Source organism: Halomonas sp. AOP22-C1-8 (assembly GCF_052378905.1).
Taxonomy (GTDB): domain Bacteria; phylum Pseudomonadota; class Gammaproteobacteria; order Pseudomonadales; family Halomonadaceae; genus Vreelandella; species Vreelandella citrativorans.
Window position 1 is genome coordinate 15464 of the sequence record NZ_JBQSYD010000009.1, and the last position, 15499, is coordinate 30962.

The window sequence follows — 15499 nt, forward strand, 5'->3', positions numbered from 1 at the left end:
CGCAGCGCTGACTCGCAAGGTGCGCCTAATTGTCGCACCTTGTAACGCTGTTTTATAGTGTCCGAACAACTTATTACGTTTGCTCATTCAATGGGCCATGAGCTTCTTTTTTTCAGGACAGCAGATCACAGGAATAATGGCTGTTAAAAAAATCAGATCGTCGTTCAGCCGCTATAACAACGCGGGTATTACTTAAAACAAGATGCCAGTGTGCGTAACGCCATCGTATTTTTATTTCTTGTTGTATCAATCGTTAGCATCGTTAATAAACACGCTCTCACTAACACGATAGCACGCTGGATAAGTCCCCCCATGTACACAAAGAGCAAATACCCTCCTGTAAAAGACCATCAAACAAAAAAGGAGCCCGCTGATGGATGCATATTTAGACAATATCCATGACATCTTGCAAAAACTTAAGAATTATCTGGAGGGGAATGAAGATGAAGTGATCGCTACGACTGCCGTATCGTCAAATTCCATGACGTTTTGAAAAACCCGGATGAGTACGGCCTAACTGAGCTGGAGAAAAGCCAGTTGCCGCATTTGGAAGAAAAAGTGTGGCACACGGTACTCTCGCCACTTGCGAGGCTCGAAGCGAACGAAAACGTAGAGCAATAGGCGGGTAACACTGAACATCATGCTAACCAGCAAACCATTCTCGCCCCTAAAGGTTGGACACTTCATCCAACCTTTAGGGTATTGCCGTAAGAGCATTCAACGAACCGTTTGTGGTAATCAAATAAAGTTAGAAACTTACTGCTCTCCGAAGCCTATTAATCAATAAGATAATAGTCTTTGTAAATTAATAAAGTTGGTAATAGATTGCCCGTAAAACCCTAAAGCTATTTTTATAAAAATAATAAAGATAGTAACATTCAGAAAAATCCACTTCTAAGTCACTCGATATCAGTTGACACAAATCACTCCAACTTATATGATTGATCACTCACTAAAGTAAGTGGTGCTTTTATGTCTAATTTAGGTCGTCCAGTGAATTATGCAGCTCGAGAGGCTAAAATCGAGGCTATTCTTGATGGTGCTGTGCAATGCTTTGTTAAAAAAGGCTTTCATGGCGCTGGCATGGCGGAGATTTCTCGTGTTGCAAAAGTCAGCCAGGCAAGCCTCTATCAATACTTTTCCTCAAAAAATGAACTCATTCTGGAAATTGCCAAACGCTATTCTTCTAGAGATCTCGATGCCTTGAGAAGAATTGAAAGCGCTAGTGATTTTATGGATGCTTTGGAGCAAGAGGCCTATCTCACAGGCGATAAAACAGGAACTATTATGTATCTGGAGATCCTCGCAGAGTCATCCAGAAACCCAGAAATTAAGAAAGCGGTACAGGATTCAGGTCAAGAGCTCTTTGACACCTGTTGTGCCATGATTAAGAAATTACAGGATAAAGATGAGGCAAGTTATTTGCTCACACCCGAGCAGATAACCCACTATATCTTTGCTTACATTGATGGTTTGTCCTGCCAGATAGCGACTGCGGATATCGAGTATTCGCGGGAGCTTTTACGTCAGCTTGTTCAGACCCTTCTTACACCAAAAAAGTAATTAATATTTAAGCCATACCTCAAGAGGGTTTGATATGAGTTCGCCACTTTATATACTCGAACGATCAGTTATATTATTAAAGAAATTCAGCAAGTATGCATTGGTTAGCCTGCTTGTCCTATTCCAGGGATGCAGCAGTGAAAGTATACCTGAGCCCACTGAGCAGAACATTCGAGTGGTTACGCTCAATGAAGTAGGTGCAAACGCGCATTACCAAGAATCTCGCTTTTCTGGAATAACACAAACAGAGAGCAGAGCGCAGCTCTCATTTGGCGTTCCTGGCAAAGTGCAAAAGGTGCTGGTAGATATTGGTAGCCGGTTAAAAGCGGGCGATATCATGGCGACACTGGATCTTGAGCCTTATCAACTCGCGGTCGATAACGCCCGTTCTGAAGCCTCAAAAGCGCAAATCGCGCTTGAAGAGCACCAAGCAAACTATGAACGGCTTAATCGCCTCAAATCAAATAATGCAGTTTCACAGCAAGATCTAGACGCTGCTAGAACGCTTTTTTTAACCGCTCAAGCCTCTGTCCGTGAAGCACAAAGTAGAGTCAGACTCACAGAAAGAGAACTCTCTCAAGCAGTAATAAAAGCCCCTTATGATGGTGTTGTCTCTACCAGGCAAGTTGAACCCTTTGAAGAGGTCGCTCAGAATCAGGTCATTTTTACTTTCGACAGTTCAGCCCAACTTATTGTTGAATCATCAATCCCTGTATCTTTGGCAAATGCTCTACGTTCTACAAATGAACAGGTTATCAGTATTAGTCATCAAGGGAAGTCTTTTGAGGCTGAGGTGTCCCACATCGCAGAGCGAGCAAGTAATGGTTTAAGCTTGCCGGTTAAACTGCGTATACAAGTGCCAGAGGGCAATTTTTTACCGCCAGGTATCGTGGTCGCAGTGAACTATCGACTGAAGAATAGCGAAAACGTTCTCTTGGTTCCTCACGGCGCAGTTTATGTTGAAGCAACAAGTAACAGTGCTTTCTTATACTCTTTTAACGGTGAGTCCAATACCGTTAGTAAAAAACCTGTACAAATTATCGATATTCAACCTACAGGCTACATTATTAATGCTGAGTTGAAACTCGGAGAGAGATACGTAGCAGCCGGAGCGGCCTTTATCAGTGACGGGCAACAGGTTCGTGTTTTAGGGGAGACGCGTTAATGTCCATTACAGGCTTCTCACTTGCTAACAGCCGTTTAGTGCTCTTTCTGTTTTTTATGCTTACGAGCATAGGGTTGGCGTTATACCCGAGTTACCCATCTCAGGAAGAGCCCACACTACCGATAAATGTCACTGTGATTACCGCCTATCACCCTGGCTTAGATATTTATCAAACGGAATCGCTATTGGCGCGCCCGGTTGAACGTGCTTTGCGTGAACTGGAAGAAACTAAAAATATCACGACGTCTATTCGTGCCGGAGAGATCCATATCTCTTTGGAAATTAAGGACGGAACACCAGACTACGCGCAATCATGGCTCAGAGTCAGAGCGAAAATGCAGGATGTGCAAAACTCACTTCCCGATGGTGTGTCTGGGCCTTTTGTTAACGATAGTTATGACGCCGTTGCCGTGATGACTGTTGCAATTAGTGCCCCCAATCACACGTTTGAGCAACTTAGAAATAAAGCCAGTGAGCTGCGGGATTTTCTTTACGATATCCCTGGTATGGATAAAGTCACCTTGCATGGTGTCACCGAGGAGCAAGTGACTATCAATCTAAAGCCTTTTGCTGCGTCCAAATTTTCGATCAAGCCAAATGATATCTACCTGCAATTGCATAAAAACAATTCGCTTGATGATATTGCCAGAGTGAATTTTAGCGACCAGGAGAGTCGTATTTATGTCAGAGGCGGCTATAACTCTATCGAGGATATTAAAGCGATCCCTATTGTGCTGCAAGACGGCAGCCAGTTACCACTTGACACGCTAGCTGATGTAATAAGGTCAGCGGCACAACCGCTTAATACCGCCGCCTATCTAAATGGGGGGCAGGCTATTGTTGTTGCAGGTTATATGACACCAGGCGTTAACATGGTCGATTTCAATGATCGCCTTCGCACACAAATAGCGCAGTGGGAATACGATTTACCCGCTGGCTTTCAATTGAAAATCATTACCGACCAGGGTGAAGTCGTAAGCCGAGTGATATCATCAATGATATCAACGCTGTTACAAACCATTTTGGTGGTTACAGCCGTAACAGTCATTGCGCTAGGAATACGTGCGGGTTCACTGGTGGGACTTGCTGTCCCCATTACAGGCATTATGACATTAGTCGTTTTACGTGTGCTTGGTGTTGAGCTTAATGAGGTTAGTATCGCCTCGTTTATCATTGCACTTGGGATCTTGGTTGATAACCCGATGGTGATTGTTGAGGATATCTCAAAACGTATTAATCAAGGTGAGTCTGGGAAATCAGCAGCCTTACACGCCGGAAAGACACTGGGTACGCCAATGCTGATTGCTAGCCTAACGGTTATCCTGGCATTCGCCCCACCTATGTTCACCGATAATATCACTGCGATTTATATGCAGACGCTAACCATCGTCATTGGCGTAATGCTGATCATTTCCTGGTTTGTTGCCATTATGCTGGTGCCGATTTTGGCGCAGTGGTCTATCAGGAAAGGGAAAAAAACATCTGAGCAAAGTAAGCTCTCGCGCTTAATGTTGATCATGTCTCGCTTTTGGGACAAAGTCATCAGCTGGCCAAAAGCATTTTTAGCAGGTGCGACAGCAAGCCTGATCCTATCGTTATTTTTATCTGCGACTATTCCAGAGGCATTCTTTCCACCGTCTGAGCGCTCACAAATGCAAATATCCCTTGAGCTCCCAGCGGGCACGCCTGCAAACCGCACAGCTGAAGTCGCACAAGAAATGACGCGATGGCTTGCAGAGGAACAACGTTTTCCGCAGATTACAGGCGCTACTGCGTATGTTAGTGAAGGAGGACCACGCTTTATCCTGGGCCTGAATCCGCCAGATCCGGCTCCGCATACCGCTTACTTTGTTGTCAATCTTAGTAAAGAAACCAATGTTGCGGCCTTTGTAAGCCAACTTAGGGCTGAGATGCCCCCCGTTTTCCCCTATGCCAAGCTCGGGATCAACCCGTTTTTCATGGGCTCCACGCCTCCAGGCGAAGCAGCCATTAGAATCATCGGCAACAACCATAGTGATTTATTACAGGCTGCTGCAACGATTCAAGAGGCGCTTAGCAACGTACATGGGACGATTAACATCAAACAGGACTGGGAACAACCTATCCCCAGCTTAGTGGTAAATGTAGACCAAGCCGCAGCAAGCTATGCCGGAGTCACACGAGAAGACATTTTTTCCGCTCTTAGGAAAAATACTCTCGGAGAGAGTGCATCTGAGCTTCGGGAAGGAGAGTTCTTGCTGCCTATTATGCTGGCAATGCCAACAGATAACGCGACACTGTCGCAATTAAATAATATTCAGATTTTCTCACAATCTTCTGATAAAACCGTTTATTTATCAGAAATTGCTCGCGTTGATACAGAGTTTCATCCGTCGATTGTGAAAAAGAGAAACTTACGGCCAACCCTGACAGTGACAGCGCTTAATCCGGCGATGACCTCTAAAGAGTTGGTTTCCAACATCGCAGAAACGTTGGAGCAAGTTCGCAATACTGACAAAGTGCAAATCGAGTTTGGTGGAGAGATTGAAGAGAGCGAGGTCACCGCAGAAGCTATTTTTGCTTTCCTACCACTTTGTGTACTAATGATGATCATTTTGTTCATCCACAAGTACAACTCGTTTCGTAAGGTGGCGATCATCGTACTAAGTATCCCCTTCTGTGCCATTGGGTTACTTTTAGCACTGATCATTTTCAGGCTGCCTTTCGATTTTATGGCGAATTTAGCGATATTCGCCCTAATAGGCATTATTGTGTCGAATGCTATGCTAATTATCGAACAAATTGATATCGAGAAAGACGCAGGAAAATCTGAGCTTGAATCACTCAAATCGGCTTTAATGCAACGGTTTCGCCCTATTATGTTGACACAAATAACCACTATTTTAGGGCTGCTTCCTTTGCTTATCGCCAATGATCCGCTATGGCGCTCGTTTAACGTTGTGATAATGGGTGGCCTCATTTCAGGCACCATTGCATCCTTTATCGTTGTGCCAAGCTTATATGTTTTGTTCTTCACAAAAAAAGCAGCAAGGGCGATCTAAATGAATGATTTATTACTCTATATCAGTGTCTTTGTGGGGGCGGCGATTCCGGTGCTCGAAGTTTGGATTGCCGTCCCATTGGGTGTTATTGCTGGGTTACCATGGTTTCCCGCTGCACTTGCAGGCTTTTTCGGAAATTTGCTTTCGCTGTTACCCATAATTTATGCCAGTGAAAAAGTTAAGTTATTTATGCAGCGCTGGCGAAATAAACCCGAAACTGAGCAAGCTGCCCCCGACATAACGGATCGTAAACATGTAATTATGGAAAAATTTGGTGTTCCAGGCCTAGCTTTTCTGGGGCCATTTTTGATTGGTATCCATGCCGCTGGGGCATTCGCAATTGCCATGGGGGCTAGTAGAAAGGTTGTTATGTTTTGGTTTACCTTATCACTGCTGGTCTGTTCGTTACTATTTGGATTTTTGGCGTCATTGGGGATCACTCAGATAGGAGAAGAAAAACAGCTTCCCTTTATGTGATGGCACAAAACAGAAGCTTTTCCGGTAGCCAGCCACAAGGCTGGTTACCATTACTTACAAGTTACCAATACTCTTAATCGGTAACTTCACTCCACGCCAAATTCAGGCTCATCCCCATACCTATCTCAACTATCTCAGCTACACTATTAACTTAGGCTAGTACAAGCTGTTAAATCGAAACGAACACACATATCACGAACAAACTCTTCACTGAAGTATGGATATAAATGATGTTTCATAAAAATGAGAGTGCTTTGACCGCCATAATTCAGTTGAGTAAGCTTGAACTTAGTAGTGATTATTTAAACAAAAAATTTAACGATCATCGGTTATATACAGCTGCGATTTTATTGATACTCATTCCTCTTGGGCTTGCAGAGGGTATTTTTGACTACAAATCGCATCCTGAAATAAAGAGCGAGTTATTTCAGCTGAGACTTCACTTTCTTCTATTAATGATACCTGCCTGGATTATTTTAAAATCAAGCAGTTTGAAATTAGCTACGGCAACAATTTTAATAACGCTGGTTTTTTCTGCGTATCTCGGCATAAAAATAATAGAGAACACTGGCGAAGACTTAGTGACAACAGTGAGTAATGTTGCACTCTATCCCTTTTTTATCTTTTTTGTTCTCATCGGCTTTTCTATCTACATTCAGATTTTTTTTCTTACTGTTGCATTTTCCTTTGTTGTTCTATCCGAAAACCATGGCGTACTGGATGAGTTGATACAAAACGTTTATTTTCAGATCTCAGTGCAATCGAGCGTTTCAGCATTATTTATTATGCTCGTTTTTTCATGGAGTTATTATCATCGTTACAACCTTCAACTCGCCTTAGAGAAATCCTCTCAGACAGATCCATTAACAGGTGTTGCAAACCGGCGTTACTTTGATAGCAAACTTAAATCAGAAGCAAGCCGAAGTGCTCGCTCAAGCAGTGATTGCGCCCTTATCTTACTTGATATAGACCATTTTAAACGCATCAATGATACTTTCGGCCATCCTACAGGAGATCGCGTTATTTGTGCGCTCGCGGACTTATGCGTAAACCAATCAAGAGAAATTGACCTAGTTGCCAGGCTTGGTGGAGAAGAATTCGCCGTTATTTTACCGGACACCAACATAACTGATGCGAAAAATCTTGCAGAGCGGATTCGAAAGCACGTCGAGGATATATCTGTGACTGGTGATGCCGGAGAAATTGTAAAGTGGACTATCAGCTTGGGGGTATCATCCTTGCCAGAAAGTAGAAGCAGTAGGTATACAACTGAAATTGTTATGGAGATGTTTATCAAGAAAGCAGATAACGCACTTTATGAGGCAAAGAGAAAAGGGCGGAATCAAACTGTATTGTCGCAATAAAATGTGTTTTAAAAAATTTCCTTTTTTATTCAATTAAATGCCAAGCCAAACAGAGCAACGGATGGGATTTCGCTCAGCTCAAGTAAAGAGCTTTGCCTTGAGTAGCTATCATAGTCCAGGATAATAAGCTTCTCAATTGCTATATTGTTAAAACAGTTATGTTACATGTTACGATAATCTAATCTCCTTATAAACTCGCTCAGCCCAATGTTTAATTGACTCATTTTCAAGGAATCCTTTATTTTCAGATGATGATTTTGGATGAGGCACACGCTTATATCTATCACTAAAGAGCTTTTTGATTAGCGTTGTAGGCCATGCCAGTGATTTTTTTAATAACCTGATTTCCAACTCTCGAAGAGTGCGTTCCCAATCAAATTGGACATGCGGCTTCAACAGGAGTGTCGATAGTCTGTTCTTATTATCGGAAGTATCCACTTCTATCAATGCGTACTCTTGACCATCCTTTTCAATTCGATGAAAAGCCAGACAACGTGGGTTACCATCTACAAGCAAGTGTTTGGAGTAACCATCAATAGTGGGGAGCTTTCGGATTTCCCTGTGGATGTGGCGGTAACCCGACATGCCAACCAATTGCAGCACCATAGCGTTAAAGGCTTCAAATTTATCCGCATAGAGATGTGCGTCGTCGCTCTTGTCTTCCATGCCATCATAATCTGCTGAAGGTAATGTACCGTGAGTACTGGCCTCATCCGTACTTACTTCAAAGCCAGTATTTTCTGGAGAGTCTGACGAGTCGCCCTCCTGGCCCAAACAGCCAGTCTGTCCTTTTCCCTTACCTATGCGAGTTGTCCGAATGGGATTAGCAAACTCAAATGCGACGGCTGGCGTTTCAATCCGGATTTCTGTTTGATCAGTATCTGGCTCTTGTTCGTCATCAATTTCCAATTCCGGGCCGGATTGCGGGCCGGGCCGAACAGCATACCCCTGGCCTGCTCGCCTCTCAGCGAATCGGGGATCGACAAAATCGACATAGGCGGGACAATCACAGGTTAGATTAGAAACACCATAAATCTCATACACAAAAAACGCTTTTCGTTCCTGATCGTAATGACCACGAAGTGTCAGCTCAACACCTGCGAGCGGTGGTGGTTCAAATTGAAAACGCCACAGACGGTACTTGTCTGTGTCATAACCGTTTTGAAGTTGGTAGCGGGCAACACTTTCAAAAGACAGCTTAGCTTCCTCATCCAGCAATATCCAGGCTAACAACCGTCTTAATGCATAGTCACCTCTGACGTACAGCGGCAGAGTGCAGGTTGGCAGAATATTGACGAGCGCCTTGCTCAACTTATCTAAGCGCTGGACATCAAACTCCTGAGAGAGTCCGTTGGGGATCAAAGCTAAACGCGTTATATAGGCGTGGTGGAAGAACAGCACTCGCGCTAATTCGAGCTGAGGAAGATAATACTGCGTTCCACCAAATTCAAAATTAAAGCACCATTGCTGTCCATCATCCTGCCGATTTACCACCGGAATTGGACAGGCTTCGATAGGTTCAGTACGCCAATGACGAGTATTTTCTATCACAATACGGGACTGGAATCCGGCAGGGCGTGGTTGTTCGCTTGCATTGACCACCCTGCGTCTTGCTAAGACCGGAATTTGAGAGACACCAAAATATTGTTTCTTTTGGCCTGGTGCCAGTTTGACATTAATGTGCCAATCAGGGCCATCATGGCGGCGAAATAAAGAGCCAATCTCCCGGATAACACTGTTATTTTCTATACCTTTGAACTTCATGTTCCGTATCCACTAAATTTTCCAAATACTGCCTGGCAGGCTCCATCATTCGTTCTTCACTCAATCCGGCGTTTCGCAACAATCGCCACCTTGGCGGCGACTCAAAGAGAACCCGTAAATCGTCATAGGCATTTTGCAAGCGTCGGATCTGGTACTGGGGAACGCTTTCCGAATTAGCCACCAAAAATGCCGATGTACATGGCATTTGATGGAGGTTTTTCTCAAGGGTTGAGAGATTGCCAAGCAACTTAAGGTAGTAGGTTCTTGAGCGCCTGGGCCCTTGTATATTTGCATTCAAAAACGTAGCCAGTTGTCGAAGTGCTTGCAGATATTCCCGATCCCGTTTGTCCCAATCAATACGTGGTACGTTATGGTTTGCCTTGTCTTGTGCATAACGATGGTTAACGTCCAACAGCCAGTCGCGATGATTCCGATAGAGCCTGGCATACAAATCCGGTGATTTTTTTCTGGCTTGAAGGGGTTGACGAGATGACAACAATTCGAGCCAAGCTTCCTGATCTGGCGTTTGACTGCTCGACTGTTGCATCACAACCTTAACTTGTTGTGGCGTTTTACGTGTTGGTTTCCGGCTAACTTCATCAAGCACATCGTCTATCTGCCAGTGGTTATCCAGCAATGCCTGATGAACAACAATATGCTGAAGATAATTGAAACTTTTTCGATGCTTGCGGAAGATTGCTTTCAGCCAGTCTGAGTCATCAATATCGGAACTGGGAGGCATCAGACGGTTTCGGATTAACCAAGCGGCAGGCCACACCTTTAATACCTTATTTTTTATCACTGAGTGGTCAATTTGGGCTTTTCCCCGATAAAAACCCAGTCGATAAGCAAGGCTGCGATAATACTCTGTCCATTGCTCAAAACTGGGGGACGCTTGCGCCGGCCGAACTAACAACCATCGCACCTGAGTGGTTATCCAATCAGATACTCCCATTCCCTTTTGCTGTTTAGTCTCATGACAGTGTTCAGGTGCAGCAGCGATAAAGCGATGACGTTCAATCAGGGGGCGAGCAATCCGCGTATCCATCAACACACCGTGTTCGGGGCACGATTCCACCCCGGCAACCTGCCATTCTCGTCGCCAAAAATACTCACAAAATTGTTCACGTTGAGCGGCTATGCAACCGGGGCAGTACCTGACAAAACGCGGGGATTTAATGCGAGAGGCGGAAACTCCTAATGCCAGATGAGCGGCACCCTGAGAACCCTGGTACAACCAATTCATGCACTGAAGCCGTCGAGCCTCTGGAACAAAAGGTGCGTAAAGCGGAAATAAAGTATGGCTGTAGATCAATTTTTCGGGTGTGAACTCCTCTGGAAGCCAGCGAGAGAGCGTTGCAATATGGTTAGGTAAGTCTATCGTTGCGATAATACTGCGAGATTCGAAGACCTCATCCAACAGTTGCTTTGGGCTGGTCAGCCCTTGCCGGACACCCGCTCTTGCCACGGCGCTATACATCAACTCCTCTGTGTAAGGTATAGGAAAATTCAACACGGCCATCACCCAAAGGAATTAACCCAGTCTTGGGCATCAAAAAGCAAGCCGTTGCAGCCAAGTGATTCCTGGAAGATTTCCTCATTGGCGGACTGAGAGAATAGAAAGCGCAAGTCTTCTGAATCCAGGGTATGCCAGTCAGCTTTCTTCATCGCCTTAAGTTTGGGGGTGGATGACGCTGGCTTTTCTATCTCTGCACTCTGATACCAAGAGAGGATCAGCGGCATAAGATCCTTCATCACAAGGCCTGGATGATCCTCAAAAGCTCTGTTGATCAGAGGTTCAAGCAGCTCAGAGGCATACCCCATATCAACCAGCATATTATGCAAACGAACAGCTTGTTCATTACCCCCATACTTGACTACGGTATCAATGCTTTCCTGGTTGGAACGCAGCAGGTGGCTCAGTTCCAGTATTTTTCTATCCACGTCGGGGATAGTCAGATCTGAGTAACGCGCAATTTTTGTCACATCACCCGACCGTAACGCATCAATCATGGGGTGGATAGGTTTTAGCTCATCCTGGTAGACCTTTCGCATCAAGGCGGGGGTAATGCGCTCAATGCCGGTGACAACAGCCCGGATCTGTGACAAAACAAACAACTTGATGACGACATCCATAATGCCTTGTGAAAGCTCGTACCAAGTATATCTAATCTCATCGGTCACTTCAGGGGATGCTTTAGTCAGCCATTGATACTTCCACAAACGGCCAGTGAAGGCTCCCCACTCGGTACGGGATACCTCCTGCTCGCCTGATGGTTTGCTTAAAGGCTCCCATAGTATTGAACCAAAACCTGCACCACGACGAGCGGACCGCAGATCCAGTTCAAAGACAGATCTGGCCTTTGGTGTCCCCACCATGACAACCGGGACCGAAATTTCATTAACCAGTGTGACAAAGAAATTGAGCATGCGCTCGGCACCACCTGAATTCTTAACACTCAGATGCTGGATTTCATCAATCACTAACAGTCCAATTGCGTGGGTGTTGGCAATGTGTGCCATTACCGCAATCAAGGTTTCTACGCTATGTCGTTTTTCCACGTAGCGACGTACGTAATTCGTGGCGAGTACCGCGTCAATTTCCCGAAAGAAGTTATGACACAGGCTTTTCAACGAACCGTCATGCGGGCAGTCAATTTTAAGGAAAACGATCTGTGTGAAGTTGTAGGCTTCGTGATATATCAACTGGGGATAGGTTGCCAGAATACGGTTCAATGAGCTTGTCTTGCCTGAACCAGAACAACCGATGAAAGCCAGACTCTTAGCGGTGGATTCCACATGCTCGAACCGGAAAACAGCCAAATCCCCCTGCATGACACGCTCATAACCATTCTGGATGTGGGCATTCAGTTCGCCTGTCGCCAGATTTCTGCCAACATACCCTTGTCGAAGCATGACTGATAATTTTGACTCCAGTTCAATGTGACGGGATAGCGGCTGGAAAAAATTATCAAGTAATTGAGATATGACATGAATACGGGTCTGGCCATCAAGATAAACGTCGGTTGGGCGAAACGTAATTTGACCCGATAACCCGTCCTTTAGCTGACGCCGGTCCAGAATCGGCGGCAAAGCTTCAATGAGCGGGTTTCCTTGGTACTGACTTATCCCGGTATCATTATAAATTGCCTGCACCATGCCTTTGGGTAGCGTCATTCATCATCTCCAAACAGGTCATCCAGAAAATCTGGGAAAGCCCCATCTTCGGGCTGATCAGTCAAATACCTGACATCTGCTTTGGGTTTCGGCTCAGTAGCCTTGTTATCCGCTCGACGTTTCTGGCGTTCCTGCTCACGGGCTTCCCGTCGGTTTTGATTGATGCCAACCAAAGTTTCTGTTTTTGATTCACCAAAGTAGGAAGGACGTAGCTTTTCCGCGTTTTGGATGGTTTCCTGAATCACATTTTCCAGCGATCTTTTGCTTTCCCTCTCTTTCAATTTAGCTGCTGCTGTTGATTTTCGTTGTTGCTGCTGGCTGTCCCATAACTCCCACATCGACCGGCCCCTAAATTCCCTTGAGCGGTCTGTTAGCGAGCACTCCCAATAATCTGATTTTGTTGCATCTGGGAAGACATAAATGATGTCGGTTACCGCGGGGTCATACGCCGCCATAAAGGGGCCAGGTCGCTGTTGCCCGGTTCTATGGAGCCAGCCAGACGCCAGCAGCTCCCTACAGGTATAAAAGGCACCGAAGCATTGAATACCGTAATCGGAAAGCGTTACTTTTTGACGAGGCAACAATGCCAGCTTCAGCGCCGACTCCGATGTGTTACGTAGCCGTCCGCTACGATTTTGAATACCCCATTGCCAGATATTAATTGGTACAGGTGCGAGTGTATCCGGCATATCCGGATCGCGGTCATACTTGACCAATACCGAACTCTGGTTGCGATGCAGGATAGAGCCGATAATTATTTTAGTGAATTCGTCCAATGTAAGTGTTGCATCCAACCGATAATCTTTCCCGCCGCGCTTTTTGATGGTGGTTCCAGCAACCACTCCTGGTGCAAACGGCTTGAAGTCTGCTTGAATAGTGCGAAAATGCCGCTCAACGATACCCTTCGCATCCCCACGATAAGGTGGTGTATTTTCAATCCGAACACCAAAGGCCTGCTCCAGATATTCAATTTGATGGCCCAGCAACTCACCGCGATCAGCCAAAATGGCGTCCGGCAGTCCAATCGACGGCCAATCCTCTGGCTCGATGTCATAACCGAAAGACTGACATATCTGAGATTTATCGATCATGGCGTTGACCAGTGCCAACATAGCCGTCACATAGGAGGGGTTTTCAAATCCCACATAGAAACCAGCAATCAATCTGCTATAGACATCGACAACCACGTACAAAGTTGGTCGGCCAATAATCTTTTGTCTGTCAGCGGAAAGCAGATAGATATCGGCAATACTCGCGTCGATCTCGTACCGTGCACCAGGACCGTGAACCCCAGTTGTGGCTGTTCCTTGTAACGGTCTGATGTCCTTTTGATATTCAATTTTATTGGCTCTCAGCCGGATACGTTCAGGCCGGACATATTCCCGCTCGTAGAAATAACGTAGTTGAGCAACTGTCGGGAAGTTCTCTTTCGGTACATCGGGATGAGCCGTTTCAAACATGTCCTCGAAGCGTCGATGAGCATAGGGTAGAGAATGATTCTTCTCCGTCAGATAGTGGCGATCAAGCACAATGCGAAACATGCGTTCAACGCCAGTATCTACAATGGCGCCGGTACCCGGTGCTATACTTCTCGGACGCCCTAATTTTTTTCCTGAAGCTGTGCGTTTTTTTCCTCGCCCGCCTGATTTATCGTAGTCCGGCAAAAGCGCGTTCGGTATGCAACCTCGCTGCCAATATTGGCGAAGATAAGCATATAGTGTTTTTTTAGCTGTTCCAGATTCATTCACAACCTGCTGAACCAGTGCGCCTCGACCACTGCGATAATAGATATCCGGTTGGTGTATTAAAGGCTCAATAACGGCCATACGCTTGTCCCGAATTTGCTGTGCTACTGAGCCGTGTTCCGGGAGCTGAGCGGCAAGATGGGAATAGGGGTCATCAATTTTTTTTAACGTCTCAGAAAGAATGAAGTCTTCCACTTCTGCCAGGGAAACCCGTTCAGGGAAAGCTTTGTCGGAATCAACATTAATCCATGTATATCGAATGTCTGAGACATCAAGAATTCGATACCGAGCCTCTTCGAATGCCACAACATCATTGATTCGCAACATAATAATTCCTCAATGAATCAATGTCTGAAGATGCTTGTAATTCCCCTACAGCCAGCGTTGACCAAGGCTTTCTGATATCGAATAAGAAAACCCTCAAGGCTAACAGCGAACGTATCTTTTGCAGGGACTCGCCTGGAGAGAGTGAATAGGCTTGATCGAGCATCATCGAAACTTGAGAAATCAGTAAAGTCGGATGATTAATAAAGAAGCCCAAGTAAAGGGAAGCCATATTCAGAGTATCTTCGATCCCATCCAGAACCAATTGCGCTGGATACAGCCAGGCAATATTTTTGGTGACGGTCTTGGGAATTTGTTTTTCTGTCAGCAAATACCATGGAACTTCCTTTAACGCCCAATAACGCCGTTCAAGCTCCAGTTTTTCGATGGTTCTAGAATTAGAAAGATCTGAAGAGGTTTTTACCTGAATAGCCATTCTGGGAAGCTCAGGCTTATTAGTGTCCACTAGAAAATCCGTGGACATGACTTGAATTTGTCCTCGTACTTCGGGATGACGGATACGCGCTTGCGCTGCAAGCTCAATGGTATCCTCTAATCGGAGAGGGTATTGCTCCCGGATATCAGTGACAGATGGATTCCAATCAAACAGAAAGAACGCCGCCAGCTCTAGGTCTGACAACAGATGGTGGGTTCGTTGAGTCTGGAATCCCCAGATGCGGTGAGATCGTCCAGCAGAAGGCAGGTCTCTGACGGTCAACCAGGGTTGGTAGTCTTTTCCTGACCCCTTTCCGCGACCTTGTTTAACCCATTTAAGTGAACGAGAGTCAAGGGATAAGCTGGTCAAGCTCCGTACCTCCGACATTGCACATAAAGTATACGGAGCTAAGTTACCAGCTTTATTTGCAAGTTACCAACTAT

General features: G+C 45.4%; 10 protein-coding genes. 5 read left to right on the forward strand and 5 right to left on the reverse strand.

Annotation, left to right across the window (positions count from 1 at the left end):
* Window positions 1–972: 972 nt before the first annotated feature.
* The 5 genes from ACT3TY_RS06705 to ACT3TY_RS06725 all read left to right on the forward strand — a co-directional run bounded on the left by ACT3TY_RS06705 (window position 973) and on the right by ACT3TY_RS06725 (window position 7610).
* Window positions 973–1563, forward strand: coding sequence for a TetR/AcrR family transcriptional regulator (locus ACT3TY_RS06705; protein ID WP_110069145.1), 591 nt, complete (start codon window positions 973–975; stop codon window positions 1561–1563).
* A 34-nt stretch (window positions 1564–1597) separates the two neighbouring features.
* Window positions 1598–2728, forward strand: a complete 1131-nt coding sequence (locus ACT3TY_RS06710) for an efflux RND transporter periplasmic adaptor subunit (RefSeq protein WP_110069144.1) — start codon at window positions 1598–1600, stop codon at window positions 2726–2728.
* Entirely contained in the window at window positions 2728–5769 is a 3042-nt protein-coding gene (locus ACT3TY_RS06715; protein WP_110069143.1) for an efflux RND transporter permease subunit, read from the forward strand. Before ACT3TY_RS06710 ends, ACT3TY_RS06715 begins: the two co-directional genes overlap by 1 nt.
* Window positions 5770–6246, forward strand: coding sequence for a small multi-drug export protein (locus tag ACT3TY_RS06720; protein ID WP_119676905.1), 477 nt, complete (start codon window positions 5770–5772; stop codon window positions 6244–6246).
* A gap of 227 nt (window positions 6247–6473) precedes the next feature.
* Window positions 6474–7610: a GGDEF domain-containing protein gene (locus ACT3TY_RS06725; protein WP_110069141.1), complete on the forward strand. Its 1137-nt coding sequence runs from the start codon at window positions 6474–6476 to the stop codon at window positions 7608–7610.
* Between the two features lie 168 nt (window positions 7611–7778).
* Here ACT3TY_RS06725 and ACT3TY_RS06730 read toward each other — a convergent pair whose 3' ends face one another.
* From ACT3TY_RS06730 to ACT3TY_RS06750, 5 genes are read right to left on the reverse strand one after another with little or no spacing between them, the layout of a single operon-like run.
* On the reverse strand, window positions 7779–9374 hold the full coding sequence (locus ACT3TY_RS06730) for a Tn7-like element transposition protein TnsE (protein WP_119676906.1): 1596 nt from the start codon (window positions 9372–9374) through the stop codon (window positions 7779–7781).
* On the reverse strand, window positions 9349–10896 hold the full coding sequence (locus tag ACT3TY_RS06735) for a TnsD family Tn7-like transposition protein (protein ID WP_110069138.1): 1548 nt from the start codon (window positions 10894–10896) through the stop codon (window positions 9349–9351). The genes ACT3TY_RS06730 and ACT3TY_RS06735 overlap by 26 nt, the downstream gene beginning before the upstream one ends.
* Window positions 10896–12551: an AAA family ATPase gene (locus ACT3TY_RS06740; RefSeq protein ID WP_110069137.1), complete on the reverse strand. Its 1656-nt coding sequence runs from the start codon at window positions 12549–12551 to the stop codon at window positions 10896–10898. Before ACT3TY_RS06740 ends, ACT3TY_RS06735 begins: the two co-directional genes overlap by 1 nt.
* Window positions 12548–14623, reverse strand: coding sequence for a transposase (locus tag ACT3TY_RS06745; protein WP_444627722.1), 2076 nt, complete (start codon window positions 14621–14623; stop codon window positions 12548–12550). Before ACT3TY_RS06745 ends, ACT3TY_RS06740 begins: the two co-directional genes overlap by 4 nt.
* Window positions 14607–15425 (reverse strand): TnsA endonuclease N-terminal domain-containing protein, encoded by an 819-nt coding sequence (locus tag ACT3TY_RS06750; RefSeq protein ID WP_219983232.1) that lies wholly within the window; start codon window positions 15423–15425, stop codon window positions 14607–14609. The genes ACT3TY_RS06745 and ACT3TY_RS06750 overlap by 17 nt, the downstream gene beginning before the upstream one ends.
* Window positions 15426–15499: the final 74 nt, after the last annotated feature.